16 protein-coding genes and 1 pseudogene are annotated in these 20,813 nt (G+C 33.5%); 13 read left to right on the top strand and 4 right to left on the bottom strand.

All coding sequences use genetic code 11. The annotated features are described in order from the left end of the window. Window positions 1–304 precede the first annotated feature (304 nt). From ACZZZT_RS19905 to ACZZZT_RS19865, 9 genes and pseudogenes are all read left to right on the top strand, one after another. Entirely contained in the window at window positions 305–2,902 is a 2,598-nt protein-coding gene (locus tag ACZZZT_RS19905; RefSeq protein WP_463461666.1) for a triple tyrosine motif-containing protein, read from the top strand. A 442-nt stretch (window positions 2,903–3,344) separates the two neighbouring features. After that, window positions 3,345–6,410, top strand: a complete 3,066-nt coding sequence (locus ACZZZT_RS19900) for a SusC/RagA family TonB-linked outer membrane protein (protein WP_463461665.1) — start codon at window positions 3,345–3,347, stop codon at window positions 6,408–6,410. Between the two features lie 11 nt (window positions 6,411–6,421). Beyond that, a complete protein-coding gene (locus ACZZZT_RS19895) occupies window positions 6,422–7,903 on the top strand; it encodes a RagB/SusD family nutrient uptake outer membrane protein (RefSeq protein ID WP_463461664.1) in 1,482 nt (493 codons plus the stop codon). A gap of 12 nt (window positions 7,904–7,915) precedes the next feature. Then, window positions 7,916–9,535 (top strand): hypothetical protein, encoded by a 1,620-nt coding sequence (locus ACZZZT_RS19890; RefSeq protein ID WP_463461663.1) that lies wholly within the window; start codon window positions 7,916–7,918, stop codon window positions 9,533–9,535. 11 nt (window positions 9,536–9,546) lie between these two features. Further along, window positions 9,547–11,220 (top strand): family 16 glycosylhydrolase, encoded by a 1,674-nt coding sequence (locus ACZZZT_RS19885; RefSeq protein WP_463461662.1) that lies wholly within the window; start codon window positions 9,547–9,549, stop codon window positions 11,218–11,220. Between the two features lie 78 nt (window positions 11,221–11,298). Further along, a complete protein-coding gene (locus ACZZZT_RS19880; protein WP_463461661.1) occupies window positions 11,299–12,063 on the top strand; it encodes a glycoside hydrolase family 16 protein in 765 nt (254 codons plus the stop codon). A 321-nt stretch (window positions 12,064–12,384) separates the two neighbouring features. Continuing rightward, window positions 12,385–12,968: pseudogene (locus ACZZZT_RS19875) on the top strand (RNA polymerase sigma factor). 51 nt (window positions 12,969–13,019) lie between these two features. Then, window positions 13,020–13,163, top strand: coding sequence for a hypothetical protein (locus tag ACZZZT_RS19870; protein WP_165587188.1), 144 nt, complete (start codon window positions 13,020–13,022; stop codon window positions 13,161–13,163). Between the two features lie 578 nt (window positions 13,164–13,741). Next, entirely contained in the window at window positions 13,742–14,806 is a 1,065-nt protein-coding gene (locus tag ACZZZT_RS19865) for a tetratricopeptide repeat protein (protein WP_042564114.1), read from the top strand. A 129-nt stretch (window positions 14,807–14,935) separates the two neighbouring features. Here ACZZZT_RS19865 and ACZZZT_RS19860 read toward each other — a convergent pair whose 3' ends face one another. Further along, the gene (locus tag ACZZZT_RS19860; protein WP_042564115.1) at window positions 14,936–15,592 is read right to left on the bottom strand and encodes an endonuclease III domain-containing protein; all 657 of its coding nucleotides are present in this window, start codon (window positions 15,590–15,592) and stop codon (window positions 14,936–14,938) included. A gap of 460 nt (window positions 15,593–16,052) precedes the next feature. On the opposite strand from ACZZZT_RS19860, the gene bcp reads away from it, so the two are divergent. Further along, window positions 16,053–16,505, top strand: coding sequence for a thioredoxin-dependent thiol peroxidase (gene bcp / locus ACZZZT_RS19855; RefSeq protein WP_463461660.1), 453 nt, complete (start codon window positions 16,053–16,055; stop codon window positions 16,503–16,505). 287 nt (window positions 16,506–16,792) lie between these two features. Here bcp and ACZZZT_RS19850 read toward each other — a convergent pair whose 3' ends face one another. Beyond that, complete coding sequence (locus tag ACZZZT_RS19850; RefSeq protein ID WP_042564117.1) at window positions 16,793–18,253, bottom strand: TonB-dependent receptor; 1,461 nt, start codon at window positions 18,251–18,253, stop codon at window positions 16,793–16,795. 91 nt (window positions 18,254–18,344) lie between these two features. On the opposite strand from ACZZZT_RS19850, the gene ACZZZT_RS19845 reads away from it, so the two are divergent. The 3 genes from ACZZZT_RS19845 to ACZZZT_RS19835 are packed head-to-tail and all read left to right on the top strand — an operon-like array spanning window position 18,345 to window position 20,093. Beyond that, window positions 18,345–19,109 carry an MBL fold metallo-hydrolase gene (locus tag ACZZZT_RS19845; RefSeq protein WP_302095362.1) on the top strand — a complete coding sequence of 255 codons (765 nt, stop codon included), beginning with the start codon at window positions 18,345–18,347 and terminating at the stop codon, window positions 19,107–19,109. A gap of 13 nt (window positions 19,110–19,122) precedes the next feature. Further along, complete coding sequence (locus ACZZZT_RS19840; protein ID WP_042564119.1) at window positions 19,123–19,626, top strand: hypothetical protein; 504 nt, start codon at window positions 19,123–19,125, stop codon at window positions 19,624–19,626. 44 nt (window positions 19,627–19,670) lie between these two features. Then, entirely contained in the window at window positions 19,671–20,093 is a 423-nt protein-coding gene (locus ACZZZT_RS19835; protein ID WP_463461659.1) for a hypothetical protein, read from the top strand. Between the two features lie 211 nt (window positions 20,094–20,304). Here ACZZZT_RS19835 and ACZZZT_RS19830 read toward each other — a convergent pair whose 3' ends face one another. Both ACZZZT_RS19830 and ACZZZT_RS19825 read right to left on the bottom strand, forming a co-directional pair. Next, window positions 20,305–20,637, bottom strand: a complete 333-nt coding sequence (locus ACZZZT_RS19830) for a hypothetical protein (protein ID WP_463461658.1) — start codon at window positions 20,635–20,637, stop codon at window positions 20,305–20,307. 14 nt (window positions 20,638–20,651) lie between these two features. After that, window positions 20,652–20,786, bottom strand: coding sequence for a hypothetical protein (locus ACZZZT_RS19825; RefSeq protein ID WP_256365461.1), 135 nt, complete (start codon window positions 20,784–20,786; stop codon window positions 20,652–20,654). Window positions 20,787–20,813 lie beyond the last annotated feature (27 nt).

Genomic DNA, 20,813 nt, shown 5'->3' with positions numbered 1-20,813 from the left:
TAAAATTACATGTAGACATTGCAACGGTTTTAACCGTTGGGACGCAATATATGTTACAATTCGTGCCCCGCGGTTGAAACCGCGGGCTATATTCGAAATTCGATATAAAACATTGCCAACGGTTTCAACCGTTGGGTGCAATATATGATTACAATTCGTATCCCATGGTTGAACAGGTTATGTTCGGATAGGAGAGAACCAAATTAAATAAGCTAAATCTTATTTAATAAAAATTTGTATTTTCAATAATAAAATACCCTATTTTAGAACTGCTTTAATACTATTTTAATATTCTGACCAAATTTTGAAAACTAAACTTTTTATTCTTTGTTTTTTAATGGGTTTTGTCCTGTTTTCTCAGGAATTACCGCCAATTGTAAAATATCCTTCAACTGTTTACGGTGCCGGAAATCAAAGCTGGATGATTTCGCAGGACGACCAAAATCGCATGTATTTTGCCAATAATGATGGACTTTTAGAATACAACGGCACAAATTGGGAATTATATCCAACGCCAAATGAAACCATCATGCGATCTGTAAAAGTGATTGACAACAAGGTTTATACAGGCTGTTATATGAATTTTGGCTACTGGACAAGACAGACAAATGGAAAATTAAAATATACTTCGCTAAGTGATACAATCAAGAATAAAATCCTGGATGACGAACAGTTTTGGAACATTTTAAAATACGATCAATGGATATTATTTCAGTCTTTGAACCGAATTTATATTTATGATACTAAAACAAAAAGCTTTAAAATTATTTCACCTAAAAATGGTGTCATAAAATCATTTAGCACTAAAAATTCAATTTATTATCAAACCATAAACGAAGGTCTTTTTGAAATAGAAGGAGGAAAAGGAAAATTGATTTCTGATAACCCAATTCTAAAAAAATATACAATTGTTAATGTTTTTACTATTGATGATGGTTTGCTGATTCAGACGCAATTAGATGGGTTTTATAAACTTACAGGAACAGCTTTAACGCCTTTTGCAACAGAAGTTGATGCGCAGATAAAATCGGGTTTTGTGTACAGCAGCCAGCGGCTTCAGGACGGAAGTTATGCTTTGGGAACCGTTTCTAACGGAATTTTTATTTTATCGAATACGGGAAAATTAAATTATCATATTTCACAAAGCAAAGGACTGAGCAACAATACAGCTTTGTCTTTGTTTGAAGATAAAGATCAGAATGTTTGGGTGGGTCTGGATAACGGAATTAACTGCATCAATCTGCAAACGCCTGTGCATAGTTTTACAGACGATACAGGGGTTTTGGGAACCGTTTACGCCTCAATCTCTCACAACGGAATGCTTTATGTGGGAACAAATCAGGGATTGTTTTGTAAAAAATACCAAAGCAAAGATAATTTTCAGTTTATAAACGGAACAAAAGGACAAGTTTGGTCGTTGTTTGCTTATGATAATACGCTTTTTTGCGGTCATGATTCGGGAACTTTTATTGTAGAAAATACTTCGGCCAGAACTATTTTTTCTGGTTCGGGAACATGGAAGTTTGAGCCTTCGCCAAATAATAAAAACATTTTGCTTCAGGGAAATTATTACGGGATTTCGGTTTTAGAGAAAGTTAATAAGCAATGGAAATTCAGAAATAAAATTGAAGGTTTTAATTATTCTTCGCGTTATTTTGAAATCATGCCAAATCATGAAGTTTATGTAAGCCACGAATACAAAGGGATTTTTAGATTCAAATTGGATAATTCACTTTCAAAAATCAAAGAATTTCACACTTATTCTTCTCCAAAAAAAGGAAAAAATGCCAGTTTAACAAAATTTAATAATGCGATATATTACGCGTACAAAGGCGGAATTTTCAAATTAAATTTAACTACAAAACAGTTTGAAAAGGATAAATTATTAAGTTCTATTTTTGAAAAAGACGAATATACTTCGGGTAAATTAATTGTAGATCAGTCGAATAAAATCTGGTTGTTTTCTAAAAATTACATTCATTATTTTTCTGCAAGCAAACTGAGTAATCAGTTAAAACAGAATGTAATTCCGATTCCGTCTTCTTTAACGAATTCGATGCTGGGTTTTGAGAATATTACACAAATTTCAAAATCAACTTATTTAATAGGAACTACAGATGGTTATTATACGCTTAATATTGACGATTTGAGTTTTAAAAACTATGCTGTTTCTATTTCCGGTATTTTTATTAATAAGCAAAACCAGATTTTAAAGAATGTTGTTTTAAATGATGAAGGAAGTTTTAAATCAAATGAAAATAACATTACTTTAAATTACACCGTTCCGGAATACAACAAATACATCAACTCAGAATATCAGTATTTATTAGAAGGTTTCCAGAATGAATGGAGCGAATGGAGTACGAAATCGTCGGTTAATTTTAAAAATTTATCTCCGGGAAAATATACATTTAAAGTTCGTGCGAAATACGCCAATACACTTTTACAAAACACGGCAGCTTATACTTTTGTGGTTTTAAAACCTTGGTATTTAACTAATTTGGCGTGTTTTATTTATTTGCTGCTGTTGATTGTCATTGGTTATTTTATTAATAAAGCCTATCGTAATTTTTATCAAAAGCAAAAAGAGAAATTAATTGAAGAAAATAATCTTTTGCTTGAGATTAAAGAGCTTGAAAACGAGCAGCAATTAATGAAACTCAGAAACGAACAATTATCTCAGGATGTAGATAATAAAAATAGGGAATTGGCAGTGTCGACAATGAGTTTAAATAGCAAAAACGAACTTTTGGCTTTTATAAAAGAAGATTTAAAAAAGACTTCGCAAGATGATAATAAAAACATCAAATCTGTTATAAGAACCATCAACGATAATATTACCGAAGAAGATTCCTGGAAGGTTTTAAAGAAGCATTTGATAATGCTGATAAAGATTTCCTAAAGAGAATTAAACTGCTGCATCCATTACTTACTCCGAATGATTTGCGACTTTGCGCCTATCTTCGACTCAACCTTTCATCCAAAGAAATAGCGCCATTGTTTAATATTTCTGTACGAAGCGTTGAAATTAAAAGATATCGTTTGCGTAAAAAAATGGATTTGCAGCACGAAATCGGTTTAGTCGAATATATTCTCGCTGTATAGGAAGTCAGAAATTCCTTCAAAAACGCCTATACAACACCACAACATTAACGTTTTCTTGTATTTATTACACTTATTTGTTAAAGAAATTAACATTATGATTTTCTAGGTAAACCGTGTTATTTTTTATCATATAATAAATTTAAGTATTTTTTTTGTGATGTATGTTTTTTGTTGTGGTTGGTTTTGTCGTATTCTTAAAAGTATAGGATATTTTAGCTTCAATAAAAAACTAACTAATTATGAAACCAAAATTATTATTAATAGTATTGTTACTGTTTACATCTTTTGCGTTCTCGCAAACTTTTGATGTAACCGGAACTGTACTGGATGGCTCAGGTTTATCATTGCCGGGCGTAAATGTAAAAGTTAAAAGTTCGTCTCAAAGCACAACCACAGACTTCGACGGATCTTTTAAACTTAGCGGTGTTTCAAACGGCACCACACTTGTTTTAAGTTATATTGGTTACCGAACGCAGGAAGTTGTAGTTACAGTACCAAAAGTTACTGTTAAAATGACTGACGATACCAGATCTTTAGACGAAGTTGTTGTGATAGGGTATGGTAGCCAAAAGAAAAGAGAACTAACAGGAGCAGTTTCTGTTCTGGATAGTAAAACACTTGATATCCTGAAACCGGCAAGAATTGAGCAGGCGTTACAAGGAACAATTTCCGGTGTAAATGTTACAACACAATCCGGAGCTCCAGGCGCGCCTATAGACGTTCGTATTCGTGGTATTGCTACAAACGGACAAAACGGACCCACTACTATTATTGACGGCTATGTTGGAGACCTGAATGTTTTAAACCCGAACGATATTGAAACCATAACGGTTTTAAAAGATGCTCAAGCAGCTATTTATGGAACGATTGGTGCAAACGGTATTATTTTGGTTACAACCAAAATGGGAAAGAAAAACTCAAAAACAAGAATCTCTTTTAATAGCTACACCGGATTTCAGGAGGCTTCGAGAAAATTGTCCATCCTTGATGCTACAGAATATGCTTTGTTATTAAATGAAAGTTATGCCAATGGCGGAAGAGCAATTCCTTATCCAAATGTAAGTGGCTTAGGAAAAGGAACAGACTGGCAAAAAGAAGTTTTAGGGAAAGGCGTTCCGTTATTAAACAGCGATTTGACCATTTCAGGAGGATCTGAAAAAATCACCTATTCTATTAGTGGCTCACACCTGGATCAGGAAGGTATTGTTGGCGGCGATAAATCAGGTTACCTGAGAAATACTGCCAGAATAGCATTAGGAGCCGATTTGAGTGATAAATTCAAACTAAAAACGAATGTAATCTATACCTATTTTAATAGAAAAACAATTAATGAAAACGGATTAGGATCTGTATTGTTTAATGCTTTAAACGTGCCTGCGACATTAAGTCCGTATGATGCAAACGGCAATTTTACATTAGTGCCAAGCACAACAGGATTTGGAACAGAAATTATTAATCCGCTGGCACAAATAGAAAACACGTACAACGATTATAATTATAAAAAACTAAACGGAAACTTTGGTTTAGATTATAAAATTTTCAAAGGATTTGTGTTATCAAGCTCCATAGGATTTAATACCGCAAATAGTGAAAGCAAAACATTTGATCCACAAATAAGTTATGGAGGAAAAGTTTTTGATGTTCAGAGAAGTTCTGTAACGCAAAGAACTGTAAACGATAATGACTATTCATTTGATATTTATGGAACTTATAATACTAAAATAGCAGAGAACCATAATATTACAGCAACATTAGGTAATACAATCTATAAACAATGGGGAAATTCTGCCGTTGCAACAGGTTATGATGTGCCCAATAATTCATGGGAGTTTGCAGATCTTTCTTTAACTAAAGGTTTGCCAACTGCTTTAAATACGGGTGGTTACGTTTACGATCAAAGAAGAATTTCTTATTTTGGAAGAGCACAATATGATTATAAAGGAAAGTATCTTTTTTCGGCAATGATCAGACGAGATTCCTCAACAAAATTTGGCCCGGGTAATAAAGTAGGATATTTTCCGTCTTTTACAGCAGGATGGGTTGCTTCTGATGAAGGTTTTTTTGGAGAATCACAAACGTTTAACTTCTTAAAATTCAGAGTTAGTTATGGAACTTTAGGAAATGATCAAATACCGAATAACGGGTATTTAAGTATTTTAAATGGTGAAGCAACTTATGTATTTGATGGTTTATTAGTAAATGGTGCGGCAACGGGACAAATACCAAATCCGGATTTAAAATGGGAAGAAGCCAAAAAGTTTGATGTTGGTTTAGATTTAAGATTATTCAATGATAAAGTTTCTGTAGTTGCAGATTATTTTATCGATACCAGAAAAGATTTATTAATACCAAATATTCCGGTTTCAGGAATTATAGGAGTTGGTGCTCCGGGGGCAAGTGCTCCAACAATGAATGCTGGTACTGTGAGAAATTCAGGATTTGAATTTGCGATAGACTACAAAGAGAAATTTTCAGATTCATTTTCAATGACATTAGGTTATAATGTAACCTTTCTTAAAAATGAAGTTATAGAAGTAAATAACGGAACCGGTTTTATCGAACAAGGTTCTTTTGGAGTAGGTCAACCAGCTGCAGCACGCATGGAAGCCGGAAAACCAATTGGATATTTTTATGGATATAAAACCGATGGAATTTTTCAGAATCAGGCCGAAGTTGAGGCTCATCCATCGCAATTAGCTCTAGGAGCAAATGCTTCTCCGGGTGATATTCGTTACGTAGACATAAATGGTGATGGAGTAATTGATACCAAAGACAGAACAGATATTGGCGATCCAATCGCAGATGCTACAATGGGTTTCAATATTCAGTTAAATTATAAAAACATTGATTTTGCCGTATATACATTTGCATCAGTAGGAAATGATATGGTTCGTAACTACGAAAGAACACTTTCAGATGCCAATCGTCTTGATTATGTTTTAGACAGATGGACAGGTGAAGGAACAAGTAATTCTGTACCAAAAGTGACTACAGGAGCTACGGCAAACAATGTGTTATCAGATTATTTTGTTGAAGATGCATCTTATCTCAGAATTCAAAATGTACAATTAGGATATACACTTGATCCGAAAGTGACTCAAAAAGCTGGAATTACAAAGCTAAGACTTTATGCCGGAGTAAATAATCTATACACTTTTACTAAATACAAAGGGTTTGATCCGGGTGCTTCATTTGGACCTACAAATCGAGACGGAGTTTCTCAATCGCCAATTGGTGCCGGAATCGATTACGGATTTTATCCTGTTCCAAGAACTTATTTATTGGGCTTAAACATTAATTTTTAATTTCAATTAAAATGAAAAAATATTTATTTACTACTCTGGTAACGATAACATTAATTCTAACTGTAACAACTTCTTGTTCAGACGAATTTGTGAATCCAAAACCTGAATATTCAATCGACTCTGAGAATTATTTTAATTCTAAAGAAGATTACGATCAGGCATTAATTGCCACTTATGATTTGCTGCAATCAACATATGTAAATGTTTTATTGGGAGAAATTGCTTCGGATAATACATTGGCAGGAGGAGAAAGTCCTACAGATGTAATTGGTTTTCAGCAAGTAGACGATATGATTCACACTGAAGTAAACAGTAACTTAAGAGATGTCTGGAACTGGATGTTTGCCGGGGTTCAAAGAGCGAATTATATACTAGAATTTCAAAATAAAACAGATTTTGCAGGAAAAACACAGCTTATAGCCGAAACTCGTTTTTTAAGAGCATATTACCAATTTGAATTAGTAAAATGGTTTGGTGGTATACCGATGAAAGGCGATGTTAGGTTTAAAATTGGAGATGAAAAAACAATTTCGCGTTCATCAGTTGCAGAAGTTTATGCTTCTATCGAAGCTGATTTGGTTTTTGCGTCGGCAAATTTATCTCCAATTGCAGCTCAAAAGGGCAGGGTTACAAAAGGGGCTGCTCAGGCATTATTAGGAAAAGCGTATTTGTTTCAGGGTAAATTTTCGCAGGCAGCCAGTACTTTGCAAGCTTTAATAAATACTTCACCTTATTCCTTAGAAACAGATTATAATAAAATGTTTGAATTAGATGGAGAAAACGGACCAGAATCTGTTTTTGAAGTACAGTATACAGATGTTGAAGGAGCAGGTTTTGGTTGTTTACAATGTAGTGAAGGAAACGTTGCCGTAGGTTTTAGCGGAATCAGAAATTATTCAGGACCAGTTTTCTCTTCCGGATTTAGTTTTAATCTTCCTACTCAGGAATCATCAGATGCTTTTGAAACCGGAGATAAACGTAAAGCTGTTGCTATTTTAGATATTGCGGCTTGGGCTGGGGCTAATAGTGGAGTAACTTATGGAAAAGGAAATGAGGATACAGGATTCTTCAACAGAAAATATCTTCCAAGAAAAAGAAGTTCAGAGGCTGCCGGAGATTTGAATCTAACAAACCCAAACAACTACAGAGCAATTCGTTATGCCGATGTTTTATTAATGGCTGCAGAAGCTTATAACAGAGGTGAAATCGATGATGCAAAAGCCAGAGAATACCTTAATCAGGTTAGAAGACGTGCTTTTGGAGATAATAATCATGATATAACAGCTTCAGGAGCAGCCTTAACAGATTTTATTTTAGCAGAAAGAAGATTAGAACTTTTTGGAGAAGGACATCGTTTTTTCGATTTGGTAAGAACCGGAAAAGCAGCCGGAACTATTCCTGGTTTTACAGCTAACAAAAACGAGTTATTTCCGCTTCCAATTGAAGAAATTCAGTTTGCAAATGGAAATTGGGAACAAAATCCTGGATATTAAAAAACATCAATTATGAAAAAATTACATTCTATTATAAGTCTTTTCGTTTTGACAGTATTTTTTAGCTGCTCAAGCGATAACAGCGATATTGATTTAGAAGGTTTAGGCGCTCCGACTAATGTATCTGCTTTGACCACAGTAACACAGGACAATACAGGTAAAGTTACCTTTGTGCCAAAAGGCGAAGGCGTAACACAATACAAAATTAGTTTTGGAGACGGAAGCGCAGATTCTGATTATATTGGAGCCGGATCAACAGTTGCACACGTATATAAAGAAGGCGTTTATAAGTCTAAAATTACGGCAATGGGACTTAACGGAAAAACTACCGAAGTAGAAAAAGAAGTAGTAGTTTCGTTTAAAGCACCAGAAAATTTAGTAGTTGAAATAACAAATGATTTAACGGTTTCTAAAAAAGTAACAGTTAAGGCAACAGCAGATTTTGCTTTGTTTTATGATGTTTATTTTGGAGAAACAGGAAAACCAGATCCAATTTCGGCAAACAATGGCGAATCTGTTTCGTATACATATCAAAACCCGGGAGTTTACACGATTCGTGTGGTTTCAAAAAGTGCTGCCATTAAAACAACAGAACATACAGAGCAATTTGAAGCAATTTTAATTTTGGCACCCACTTCTGCAGCACCAACACCAACCAGATCTGCGGCAAATGTTATTTCATTGTTTAGCGATGCTTACACAAATGTACCAATGAGTACCTGGAGAACTTCATGGTCTGATGCTGTATTAGATGATATTAGTATTGCAGAAAATGCAGTAAAAAAATATTCAAATTTAAATTTTGTAGGCGCAGAACCTACGGCTACAATAGACGCTTCGGCTATGACATATCTTCATATTGATGTATGGTCTTTAGATTTTTCAGAATTCAGAATTAAATTAGTTGATTTTGGAGCAAATGGCGTTTATGAAACAGGAGGAGATAATGTAGAACATGAAATTAAAGTTACAGCTCCGGAGCAGGGAAAATGGGTAAGTTTAGATATTCCTTTAAGCGATTTTACAGGATTAACAACCCGCGCCCATATTGCACAATTAATTTTTTCAGGAAATCCTAGCGGAAGCCATACCGTGTACATAGATAATTTTTATTTCTATAAAGAACCGGCAGAGGCAATTAAATTACCACTTGATTTCGAATCTTCTAATTTAACATATGCCTGGGGTGGTTTTGGAAATGTTGATGCAGCTATTATTGCAAACCCAAATAAAACCGGAACTAATGTTTCTGATAAAGTTTTAAAATTAGACAAAAAATCAGGAGCAGAAACCTGGGGAGGAGCAAGCCTGAATTTAGAAAATACGCTTGATTATACAAAGGGAACTACTGTAAAGATAAATGTCTGGTCGCCTAGAGTAGGTACTGATATTTTATACAAAATGGAACTTTCGACCTCTCCAAAAGATGGAAACGGTAATCCAACGGTATTTATAGAAGTAAAGGTAAAAACTACGGTAGCAAATGCATGGCAGGAATTAACCTTTGATCTTACAACGGCACCAGGTTTTAGCACAGGCATTAAATACGACAGAGTAATTTTATTTCCGGATTTTGGAAAAACGGGGGCAGGGGAAACTTTTTACTTTGATGACATCAAACAATCCAATTAAAAGAAGAAATCATGAACAAAAAAATAATCATAAAGATAGTATCCTTATTTACGATTCTCCTTATGGCGGGTTGTCAGAAAGATGATTTCGCATTTGGGTCAATAGATACGCCAACAAATCTTCAGGTAACTGCTGAAATTGTTGGAAAAACAGCCGATGCTCCAGATGGAGACGGTTCAGGAATGGTAAAATTAACAGCAACTGCAGATAATGCAATTTCATATAAATATGTATTTAGCGACGGAACTTCAGAAAATTCTCCAAGCGGCAAGTTTACCAAACGTTTTACAAAAACAGGAGTAAACACTTATACTGTAACGCTCATTGCTACAGGCAGAGGAGGAGTAGCATCAAATATTACGCTTGATGTTACGGTTTTAAGTAACTTTAGTGACGATGAAGCCGTTCAGTTTTTAACAGGCGGAACTTCTAAAAAATGGTATTGGTCAGCTTCAGAACCAGGGCATTTAGGCGTAGGTCAAAATGATGGTGATGAGACTAAAAATTTCTATCCAAACCATTATCAGGCCGGAGCTTTTGAAAAAGCAGGTTCGCCGACAAGTAGTTGTTTGTATGACAATGAATTGACTTTCTCTCTTGATGGTGATCAATTAAAATACCAATTAAATAATGGAGGCGCAACATTCTTTAATACTGCATTTGCAAGCGTAGCAGGAGGAAGTGGATCAAGTGATTCTTGTTTGACTTATGATACCGGCGGAATAAAAACCGTTTCTTTAAGTCCTTCAGAATCTGTTGTGACAAAAAATAAAGATCATGCTAAGCAAACTCGCGGAACAATGATGAATTTCTCAGACAACGGATTTATGGGGTATTATATTGGTCAGAATTCATATGAAATTCTATCTATAACAGCCAACAGAATGGTAGTTAGAGCTGTAATGGGCGGTAATGCTTCATTAGCCTGGTATCATATTTTTACGACTACAAAACCAGTTCAAAATACAGGCCCAGAGGTTGATTATACCAATTTGGTTTGGTCAGACGAATTTAATGTTGACGGAGCTCCAGATGCAACAAAATGGAATTACGATCTAGGAAGAGGACCTAATAATGATGGCTGGGGAAATAATGAAAAACAAAACTATACAACTTCAGCATCAAATGTTATTGTTGAAGGCGGAAGCTTAAAAATTACCGCTAAAAAAGAAGCTTCCGGAGGTGTAGATTATTCTTCGACAAGACTAAAATCGGATGGTAAATTTAAGTTTACGTACGGAAAAATTGAAATCCGCGCCAAATTGCCTATCGGAAAAGGAACATGGCCTGCAATCTGGATGCTTGGATCTAATTTCTTAACCAAACCATGGCCGGCTTGTGGAGAGATTGATATTATGGAACACGTAGGAAACAATCAAAACGTGATTTTAAGTACGCTTCATTATCCGGGACATTTTGGCGGCGGCGGAAACACGGGTTCTAAAACGATTCCAAATGTTTCGACAGAATTTCATGTTTATAAAGCAATTTGGAGTCCGGCATCGGTAACTACTTATGTCGATGATGTACAAATTCACAAAGTTGCCAATGATGCCACTCTTCCGTTTAATAGCGATTTCTTCTTAATATTAAATGTAGCGATGGGAGGAAATTTAGGTGGTACTATTGATCCCGCCTTCACACAATCGACAATGGAGATTGACTATGTAAAAGTTTATCAATAGATTATAATTAATTAGTAGAAAGTATTAGAAGGTCAGTTCAAGCTGGCCTTCTAATTTTTAAAATTTTAAAACTATACGATGAAAAAAATAGTTGTACTAATAATGTTCTTAATGGTTAGTTTTTGCTTTGCACAAAAGGTAGAGAGAAAACTAATTTGGGAGGAAAATTTCAGTAAAAAGAAAATAAACGAGTCCTTCTGGAATTTTGAACTCGGTGATGGATGTCCAAATTTATGCGGTTATGGAAACAATGAAAGACAAATTTATACCAAAACCAATCATGAGATCAAAGACGGTAATTTAATTATCGAAGCCAAAAAAGAAGGAAATAAATATACTTCGACAAAAATTACAACCAAAGGCAAAAAAGAGTTTTTATATGGCCGTATCGAAGCAAGAGCTAAACTGCCGATAGGTCATGGTTTATGGCCGGCATTCTGGATGCTGGGTGCCAATATTGATGCCGTTAAATGGCCAAAAACAGGCGAAATAGACATATTAGAATATATTGGCCGCGATCCGCACATGGTATATACTACATTGCATACACAAGATAGCCACGGAAACACAATCAATACAAAAAGAACTGAGTTTCCAACTATAGAAGAAGGGTATCATGTTTATGCCATTGAATGGACAAAAGAAAAGATTGATTTTTTTGTTGATACCACTTTGGTATATACCTTCAATCCCGAAGTTAAAAACGAAGATACGTGGCCTTTTAATAAACCATTCTATATAATTGTAAATTTAGCAATAGGAGGTAATTTTGGAGGACCAGATGTAGATGATTCTATATTGCCTCAAAAGTATTATATAGACTATGTTCGTGTCTATCAATAAAAAAATAAATACTAATAATACTATTAAAAAGAGGTGTAAGTTGTTTAAAATAAGATATTTAAATTATTTATGCCTCTTTTTTTAATTTGTTAAAACATTCTAATTCTTTCATATTATTAAGCACTTTCGTGGCAAAGTTTAATTTTAATGTATCTTATTTGTAATTTTATTATTAATTATTACTCCATTCATTTGCTTTTTAAAAAAATATTTGTTAAATTTGGACTCAATATTAACATAACTCAAGATAGGCCTATTACATAAAATTACTTTTTAGAAAAATTACTCCAAATTTTAATCAAAAACTAAAAAAGTAGTATTATGGCTGATCTGCATATTCCAGACGCTCTATTGGTAAAAAACTATGTCGAAGGCAATGAAAATGCCCTTGCGACATTGATAAAAAGGCATGAGTCTAAGATATATGGATTTATATATTCTAAGATAGCTGATAGAGATATTTCAAATGATATTTTTCAGGATACATTTATTAAAGTTATTAAAACTTTAAAATCCAATTCATATAATGAAGAAGGTAAATTTTTACCTTGGGTTATGCGAATTTCTCACAATTTAATTGTAGATCATTTCCGCAAAACCAAAAAATGCCAATGTATAGAGAAACAGAAGAGTTTTCTATTTTTTCAATTATGTCTGATGATTCATTAACCATCGAAAATAAAATGATTTTTGATCAGGTTGAAGTAGATCTTAAAAAGATAATTGAAGAGCTTCCTGAAGATCAAAAAGAAGTTCTTGTAATGCGTATGTATCAGGATATGAGTTTCAAAGAAATTTCAGAACTTACAGGTGTAAGTATCAATACAGCATTAGGAAGAATGCGTTATGCCTTAATGAATTTAAGAAAAATAATTGATAAACATCAAATTATTTTGACCAACTAATAATATTTTGAGCATTAGTGCGTTATACTATTATAAAACATTTTTGATAGTATGGCGAAAATTTACTCTAAGAAAGCATTAGCTTCTAAAAACTTAAAACCTAAGAAAGAAGTAGTTTCTTTTCTATTAAACTATTCACAAGCTCTTACAGTTGTGAAAATTGAAGATAAAAGTTTTGAGATTATAGCTAATTAAACAGCCCACTACTTTGGTCGGATGTTTATTTCGAAAGAAAAAACCAAATGGTCGTTTTGGTTGAAAGCTCACTATTTGTATGTAAATACAGGTAGTGAGTTTTTTTTGCCGTAATTTTAAGTCTCTTTTTTCTGTTATTGTTATCGTAATGTTTTCTAACTTTTAATAAAATAATTTTCAGGATCTCCTCTTGATTTAATGCCTGAGTTTGTTAAAGTTTGATATTTTAAGTAATTTTTATTGATTTATTCAATATTTGTTTTATTTTAGTTAAAAAGTTTTTTTTATTCAAGTAAATTACTTTATTGAAGAGTTTTTCGTATTAAAAAACTTTGAATACTAAAAATTGCTCAAAAGTAAGCTAAATATCAGGTAAATAAATGTTTAACCAATAACCAATAATATATGAAGAAAAATTACACTACTCTATTTCATTTTATTTGTTGTGCATCTTAATGTTATTGTTAAGCAAAAGATTTTTTTGCGTACTAATACTATAAGTGCTATTTGTCCCCAAAAGCGACTATAAATAACCACAATAGCCGTTCAAATCTATTTAACAACCAAACTAAAATGAAATGAAAAAGAAACTAAAAATATTATCAATTTTACTATTGATAAACTACGCAGCATTTGCGCAAAAAGAGGAAATCAAAGAAGCGCAATCTTATTTTGATAAAGGAAAACCTGAAGAAGCTTGTGCGATTTTAAAAAAAGTAGAATACTTAGTAATTAATGCACCCGATGAGGTAAAATCCGATTTCTTTTTTACAAAAGGAAATGTTTATAAGGATTTGGCAACCAAAAACATAGATGCTGCAGCAAATTTCGCAATAGCTTCTGGTGCATATCAGGATGTACTTTTGTATGAAAATGATTCCCGCAATTACAAATACGCTTTTAAAGCAAATTTAGCTTTAAAAGAAATGAAGTCTAAACTTGTAGATGGAGCATACAATGATTTTAAAGCAGGAAAATACAAAGAAAGTGCAGATAAGAGTAACGAAGTTTACCAGTTTGATAAAAAAGATACACTAAACTTGCTTAATGCAGCTTCGGCTTCCTTAGCAGGCAAAGATTATTCTTCTGCAATTAAATATTATGAGAAACTAAAGAAAATAAATTATAGCGGAAAAGGGATAATGTTTTACGCTACCAATAAAAAAACAAAAGCAGAGGAATCTTTTATTTCCAGAAGCGCGAGAGAATCAAATATCGCTGCTGGTCTTTATGAAAAGCCAAGAGATGTTTGGCCACCTTCTAAAAAGGAAGAAATTTTAAACTCATTGGCATTTTCTTATATGGAAACAAAAGATTATACCAATGCCGAAAAATATTATGAAGAAGGAATACAGTTAAATCAAAACTGCATAGACTGTTATATCAACCTAGCTTATGTTAAAATCCAATTAAAGAGAGTATTAGTAGATCAGATGGCTTTACTTGGGAATAGTCCGCAGGAGATGAAAGAATACGATAAACTAGATGCTAAAAAAGATGAAATAGTACGAAGTGCCATTCCATATCTCAAAAAAGTATTAGTCATCGAACCAAAAAATGAAGACGCCTTTAAATCACTTTTAGGAATTTACAGATCACTCGATATGACGACAGAATATAACGCATTGAAAAGCAGTCAATAAAGATACAAACACGAATTTCACGAATTGGCACTAATTACTAGTTTGTGAAATTAATTTCGCAAAGTAAGTTTAACAATTTAGATTTGGTGCAAATTAGTGAAATTCGTGTTATAATATTATGTATCACTTTTAGATTTTCTTTTTAAGAGCTTCTTCTATTATCGATTTTTTGCCAATTGTTCTCGTAATAATATCTTTCTCTAAACTCCAGCCTCTTGCAGGTGAATATTCACGTCCATACCAAATAATTTGCAAATGCAAATCATTCCATGTTTCTTTAGGAAATAATCGTTTAGCATCTTTTTCAGTCTGAACCACGTTTTTTCCATTCGAAAGATTCCACCTGTACATTAATCTGTGAATGTGCGTATCAACCGGAAAAGCAGGAACTCCAAAAGCCTGAGACATTACCACACTTGCTGTTTTATGTCCAACAGCCGGCAAAGATTCCAGGGCCTCAAAACTCTGCGGAACCTCACCATTATATTTATCAATCAAAATCTCAGATAAGCCATGAATTCCTTTCGATTTCATAGGTGATAATCCACACGGGCGAATAATTTCCTTAATTTCTTCCACCGACATTTTCACCATATCATACGGATTGTCAGCCTTGGCAAAAAGCAAAGGCGTAATCTGATTTACACGAACATCAGTACATTGCGCAGATAACAAAACAGCAATAAGTAAAGTATAGGGATCTTTATGATCTAGTGGAACAGGTATAGTTGGGTAGAGTTCTTTTAACGTATTTATAACAAATTGTACGCGGGCTTCTTTATTCATTTCCGTATTTTTATTGATGTAAAAATAGCATAATTTTCATGATGTGCCTAATCCAGCTTTCCGTTACAACTCCTCATTGTTAAAGTAACATTTTTAAGCATTAACAAGAGCTTCTTCCAGTCGCTTTCTTAATGCAAAAAATGTAAACTTTCACAATTCCGGGGTTTTCACTTCAATCTGGGGCATGATAATTATAAATTGTTAATTATGAATTGCAAGTTATAAGTTATAAGTTATCAATGGAAGATATTGAGCCCAATCTATAATCTTGACTCTTTATTCTATGTTCTAAAAAAATCTGAAATAGAAAATATTGAGCCCAATCTATAATCTTGGCTCTTTATTCTATACTCTAAAAAAATCTAGAATAAAAAAATATTGAGCCCAATCTATAATCTTTACTCTTTATTCTATATTCTAAAATAAAAAATCTAAAATAAAAAATCTAAAATAAAAAAATATGACAACATTAAAAGCAGGCGATAAAGCACCAAATTTCTCAGGAACAGATCAGGACGGAAAAACACATAAGCTGGCAGATTATGCCGGAAAAAAGTTAGTAGTTTTCTTTTATCCAAAAGCAAGTACACCGGGCTGTACCGCAGAAGCCTGTGATTTAAGAGATAATTTTGAGCGTTTTAAAGCCAATAATTATGAACTTTTAGGAGTAAGTGCCGACAGTGCAAAAGCACAATTAAAATTCAAAGACAAATACGAATTCCCTTTTCCATTATTAGCAGACGAGGACAAGTCTGTAATCAATGCTTTTGGTGTTTGGGGGCCAAAGAAATTCATGGGAAAAGAATACGACGGAATCCATAGAACAACTTTCGTAATCGATGAAAAAGGAATTATCGATGAGGTAATTTCCCAGGTAAAAACAAAAGAACACGCAGCGCAGATTTTGAAATAGGAGATTTTGTTTCAGGTTTCACGTAGAGACGCACAGCAGTGCGTCTTCATATTGTGTTAAACGCACTGCTGAGACGGGATCTTTGTCAAAGTTTAAAACTTTGACAAAGATTAAACGTAACAATTATCAGGCAAAGACAAAAAAATCCGTGTTAATCTGCGTTTTCGCAACGCGAATCCGCGTCATCTGCGTTGAACCAAGATTGTAGTAAAACCTGAAACAAAACAAGCATGAAACCTGAAACAAAAATTTAAAAAAATCCCCGAAGAAAATTTTCGGGGATTTTTTTAAGCGTTTTGTTCCAGTTCCTTTTCCGGATGATATCCAAAAAGGTGGTGTTCCTTTATAATTTCCGGAATACCGGCAGGAAGCATATGTTCCCAGCCTGTTTTTCCCTGATTGATCATTTTTAAAACTTCGCGAGAGAAAACCTCCAGATTATTTGGGTCATAATTGGCGATATCCACTACTTTTCCGTTGAATTTAAAGAATTTGTACAATTCTTTCATCCTTGGATGTACTTTTAAATTGCTTGAATTCATTAATACACCATTTTCATCTAGCATTGGGTATAAGAAAACTTTCATATCGCGGTAGAATAATTTACCGAAAGCTTCCAAAATTCCTCCACTTAAATGACGATAATATTTCTCATCAAAAATATCAACAAGATTGTTAACTCCCATCGCCAATCCCATTCTCGCTTTGGTATAATTAGCAAAATATTCAACCACTTTATAATATTCCTGAAAATTTGATATCATAACGGTTTGACCAAGCGAACAAAGCAATTCGGCTCTGTCCATAAAATCGCGCTCATCAATTTCACCATCCGAACGTAAATTGGAAAGTGTAATTTCGAAAACGACTAAAGTATTGTCTTTTTCAACTTTATTTTCTTCGAGAAACATATTTAATGATTTCTCGTACATATCCATATTTACTTTCGTAACCGGGCGGAAACTTCCTCTTAAGGCAAGTAAGTTCTTTTTATATAAAATCGCAGCCGGAAGAATATTTTTTCCTTCAGGATTAAACATTACCGCATCAGTCATTCCGTTTTTAACAAGCTGTAAACTCATCAAACGGTTGTCAACATCAGCAAAACGTGGTCCAGAGAAGTTAATAGTATCTATTTCAAGCTGGTCTTTATCTAAGTGATCGTATAAATAACGAAGTAATCGTTTAGGGTCATTGTATTTGTAAAAAGCACCATAAATTAAGTTTACACCTAAAATTCCTAGTGTTTCCTGTTGTAGTCTGGCGTCAGTTTCCTTAAAACGAATGTGCAGGATAATTTCGTTGTAAGCTTCGTCCGGTTCAATTTGGTAACGAATTCCAACCCAGCCGTGACCTTTAAATTGCTTGGCAAAATCTATTGTGGCAACCGTATTGGCGTAACTAAAGAAAAGTTTATTAGGGTGTTTTTCACGGCTCAAACGTTCTTCAATCAATTCACCTTCAAAGGTCAACATTTTTTTAAGTCGGTTTTCTGTCACGTAGCGTCCGTCGCCTTCAATACCGTAAACGGCATCACTAAAATCTTTATCATAGGCAGACATTGCTTTTGCAATAGTTCCCGATGAACCTCCGGATCTAAAAAAATGCCTAACCGTTTCTTGTCCAGCACCAATTTCAGCAAATGTTCCGTAAATATTCTCGTTTAAATTAATGCGTAACGCTTTGTCTTTTATAGAAGGAATCTGTTCGATGACCTTGTCACCTTTGAGTTTTATTTCTGTACCCATTTTATTTTAAATAGATTTGTTACAAAGTTAGCAAATTAGGCTTCTAATGAAAGAGAAATAATCCCTATTTTTGTAAAAAAAACAAGTTCAATTGAAGATCTATTTTTTAGGTACCGGTACTTCTCAAGGTATTCCAATTATTGGAATCGATCATCCTGTTTGTAAAAGCACTGATGCTAAGGACAAAAGGCTCCGCGTATCCATCTGGATTACGTGGGATAATCATTCGTATGTCATAGATTGCGGGCCCGATTTCAGGCAGCAAATGCTTTCTTGCGGCTGTAGGCATATCGATGCGATTTTATTCACGCACGAACACGCAGATCACACGGCAGGTTTGGATGATATTCGTCCGTTTAATTTTAGACAAGGCGAAATTCCGGTTTACGCGCATCAGCGTGTAATTGATAATCTAAAACGCCGTTTTGATTATGTTTTCGAAACCGTAAATAAATATCCCGGTGCGCCAAGCGTAAAAACCATCGAAGTTGTAAATGACAAACCTTTTGCTGTTGGCAATAAAATGGCAATTCCCGTAAATGTAATGCACGGTGAACTACAGGTTTTTGGTTACCGAATCGATGATTTTGCTTATTTAACAGATGTAAAAACAATTGATCAATCTGAAGTTAAAAAACTACAGAATTTAAAAGTTTTGGTCGTAAACGCCTTGCGTGTAGAACCTCATGATACACACTTTAATTTACAGGAAGCACTTGATTTTATCAATCTGGTTAAGCCCGAAGTTGCTTATTTAACCCATATTAGCCACGTTTTAGGATTTCATGAAGAAGTACAAAAACAATTGCCTAAAAACGTTTTCCTGGCTTACGACAATTTAGAAATTACAATTTAATTATACCTACAAAATGAAAAAATCCTTAATGCTTTACCTTTTTATCCTTGCGATATTAATGAATATTTTTACTTACATGTTTTATAGCCGCGAAGTAAAATTTGGTGAAGAGAGATATGAGAAAACTACAAAAAAGCTAAGAGATAGTATCAATTTGGTTTCAGGTCAATTAGCCGAGGCGGATTATTTTTCCCTGTCTCATAATGAAAATGCGCAAAATTATTTTGACAACAGCGCTTCTGGCGGGAAAGTAATTTTATACGAAAAATTAATTCCAATTGTAACCGAAAAATTATTAGACCTAAATTCCAATCCAAAAGGGAATCCTTATACAGGACAGGATATGATTGATGGCAAGAAGTTTATCATCAACAAAGTCAAAATCTTAAATCACAGATGGATTATCGTTGATTTTAGTAACGGAGAATTATGGGGCGAAGCCTTATTGAAATACTTTGTTAACGATGACGAAAGCATTTCATTCGAAACAAATCAATCACTTTTATACCAAAAATAAGAAAGATTTTTCCTATTTTTGTGTTTAATCAATAAATAGGAAAAATGAAAAAAGTATTTTTATTTTCAGTTATTATAGGTCTTTCATTTTCTTGTGCCAAAAAAGTATCTCAAGAAAATAAGACAGAAACAAAACCCGAAAAAGTAATGGTTGGTGGTGATGTTGACAGTCACGGTTGTAAAGCTTCAGCAGGTTACACTTGGTCTATTGTTAAAAACAAATGTATTCGAATTTTTGAAGGCACAAAATTATCACACGTCGAAGAAAACGGAAAAACATATACAACAGCTGCTTACGTAGTTTTCGAAGGCAACAAAGCAGAACTTTTCTTAGATACTCAAAAAGAATCGATCATTTTAGAAAGAAAATCTGAAGGAGATTCGTGGGTAAAAGGTGATTATCAATTAATCCCTTGGAAAGGTTATGTTTTGAAAAAAGCTGGAAAAATAATTTATACAGGACAATAAAGTTTACAGTCGCAGTTTTTGGGGCTGAAAATTGCGATTTTCTTTTTATTATTTATTTGGAAGTAGTTTTATTTATTTTCAAAATAGGGTAGACTGTCATTGACAATTGTTTTAATTTCAATTTCATTTTCCAATTTAGATATTAAATGAATATGATGATCTCCATTATGAGGGTCTTTTATTATGATATTCTCACATATGAAATCATTATTTAGATTTTTCTTCTCAAACATTTTACAAAATAAGTTACTTCTAAATTGAGCATCTGAAATATTCTGACGATTTTTATTTTTGGTAATTGGATCGTTACTGCAATAAAAGTATAAAACAACATTATTTTCATCAAGAAACTGTTGAATGGCTGATGAAAGTGAAACAAAGTTTTTCCGTTATTTATTTGGTTTGGTGTTTTCATTACCTCAATTGTAATATCTACAATAGGTAAAATAAAAGTTTCCGGAAGATGATATTTGTTAAATTCTGTGAATTTTATTAGATATTGAAATCCTTCAACCGTTATATACGGTATAATTCTATCAAGCATTTTTTATTGGCAAATTATTTTTTCGGAAAATATTTTGCCCAATCAGCACGCATTTGTTCTTTACGTTCTTCCTTAGCTTTACGTAAATTCCTTAGATTGTCTAAAAGACGATCAGAAGGTTTGTCGATATGAATAGTTGAAGTTTTCATTTGACAAAGTTACATAATAATTACGAA

Source organism: Flavobacterium sp. AC274 (genome assembly GCF_979258275.1).
Note: the sequence above shows the minus strand (reverse complement) of the source record. Positions and strands in the feature narration are given on the sequence as shown.

What these genes read in the sequence shown, in the direction of transcription:
- ACZZZT_RS19870 (WP_165587188.1), top strand. Translation starts at nt 13,020, where the DNA reads ATGGCGAAAATTTACTCTAAGAAAGCATTAGCTTCTAAAAACTTAAAA.
- ACZZZT_RS19900 (WP_463461665.1), top strand. Translation starts at nt 3,345, where the DNA reads ATGAAACCAAAATTATTATTAATAGTATTGTTACTGTTTACATCTTTT.
- ACZZZT_RS19885 (WP_463461662.1), top strand. Translation starts at nt 9,547, where the DNA reads ATGAACAAAAAAATAATCATAAAGATAGTATCCTTATTTACGATTCTC.
- ACZZZT_RS19895 (WP_463461664.1), top strand. Translation starts at nt 6,422, where the DNA reads ATGAAAAAATATTTATTTACTACTCTGGTAACGATAACATTAATTCTA.
- ACZZZT_RS19830 (WP_463461658.1), bottom strand. Translation starts at nt 20,637, where the DNA reads ATGCTTGATAGAATTATACCGTATATAACGGTTGAAGGATTTCAATAT.
- ACZZZT_RS19835 (WP_463461659.1), top strand. Translation starts at nt 19,671, where the DNA reads ATGAAAAAAGTATTTTTATTTTCAGTTATTATAGGTCTTTCATTTTCT.
- ACZZZT_RS19890 (WP_463461663.1), top strand. Translation starts at nt 7,916, where the DNA reads ATGAAAAAATTACATTCTATTATAAGTCTTTTCGTTTTGACAGTATTT.
- ACZZZT_RS19865 (WP_042564114.1), top strand. Translation starts at nt 13,742, where the DNA reads ATGAAAAAGAAACTAAAAATATTATCAATTTTACTATTGATAAACTAC.
- ACZZZT_RS19880 (WP_463461661.1), top strand. Translation starts at nt 11,299, where the DNA reads ATGAAAAAAATAGTTGTACTAATAATGTTCTTAATGGTTAGTTTTTGC.
- ACZZZT_RS19860 (WP_042564115.1), bottom strand. Translation starts at nt 15,592, where the DNA reads ATGAATAAAGAAGCCCGCGTACAATTTGTTATAAATACGTTAAAAGAA.
- ACZZZT_RS19825 (WP_256365461.1), bottom strand. Translation starts at nt 20,786, where the DNA reads ATGAAAACTTCAACTATTCATATCGACAAACCTTCTGATCGTCTTTTA.
- bcp (WP_463461660.1), top strand. Translation starts at nt 16,053, where the DNA reads ATGACAACATTAAAAGCAGGCGATAAAGCACCAAATTTCTCAGGAACA.
- ACZZZT_RS19840 (WP_042564119.1), top strand. Translation starts at nt 19,123, where the DNA reads ATGAAAAAATCCTTAATGCTTTACCTTTTTATCCTTGCGATATTAATG.
- ACZZZT_RS19850 (WP_042564117.1), bottom strand. Translation starts at nt 18,253, where the DNA reads ATGGGTACAGAAATAAAACTCAAAGGTGACAAGGTCATCGAACAGATT.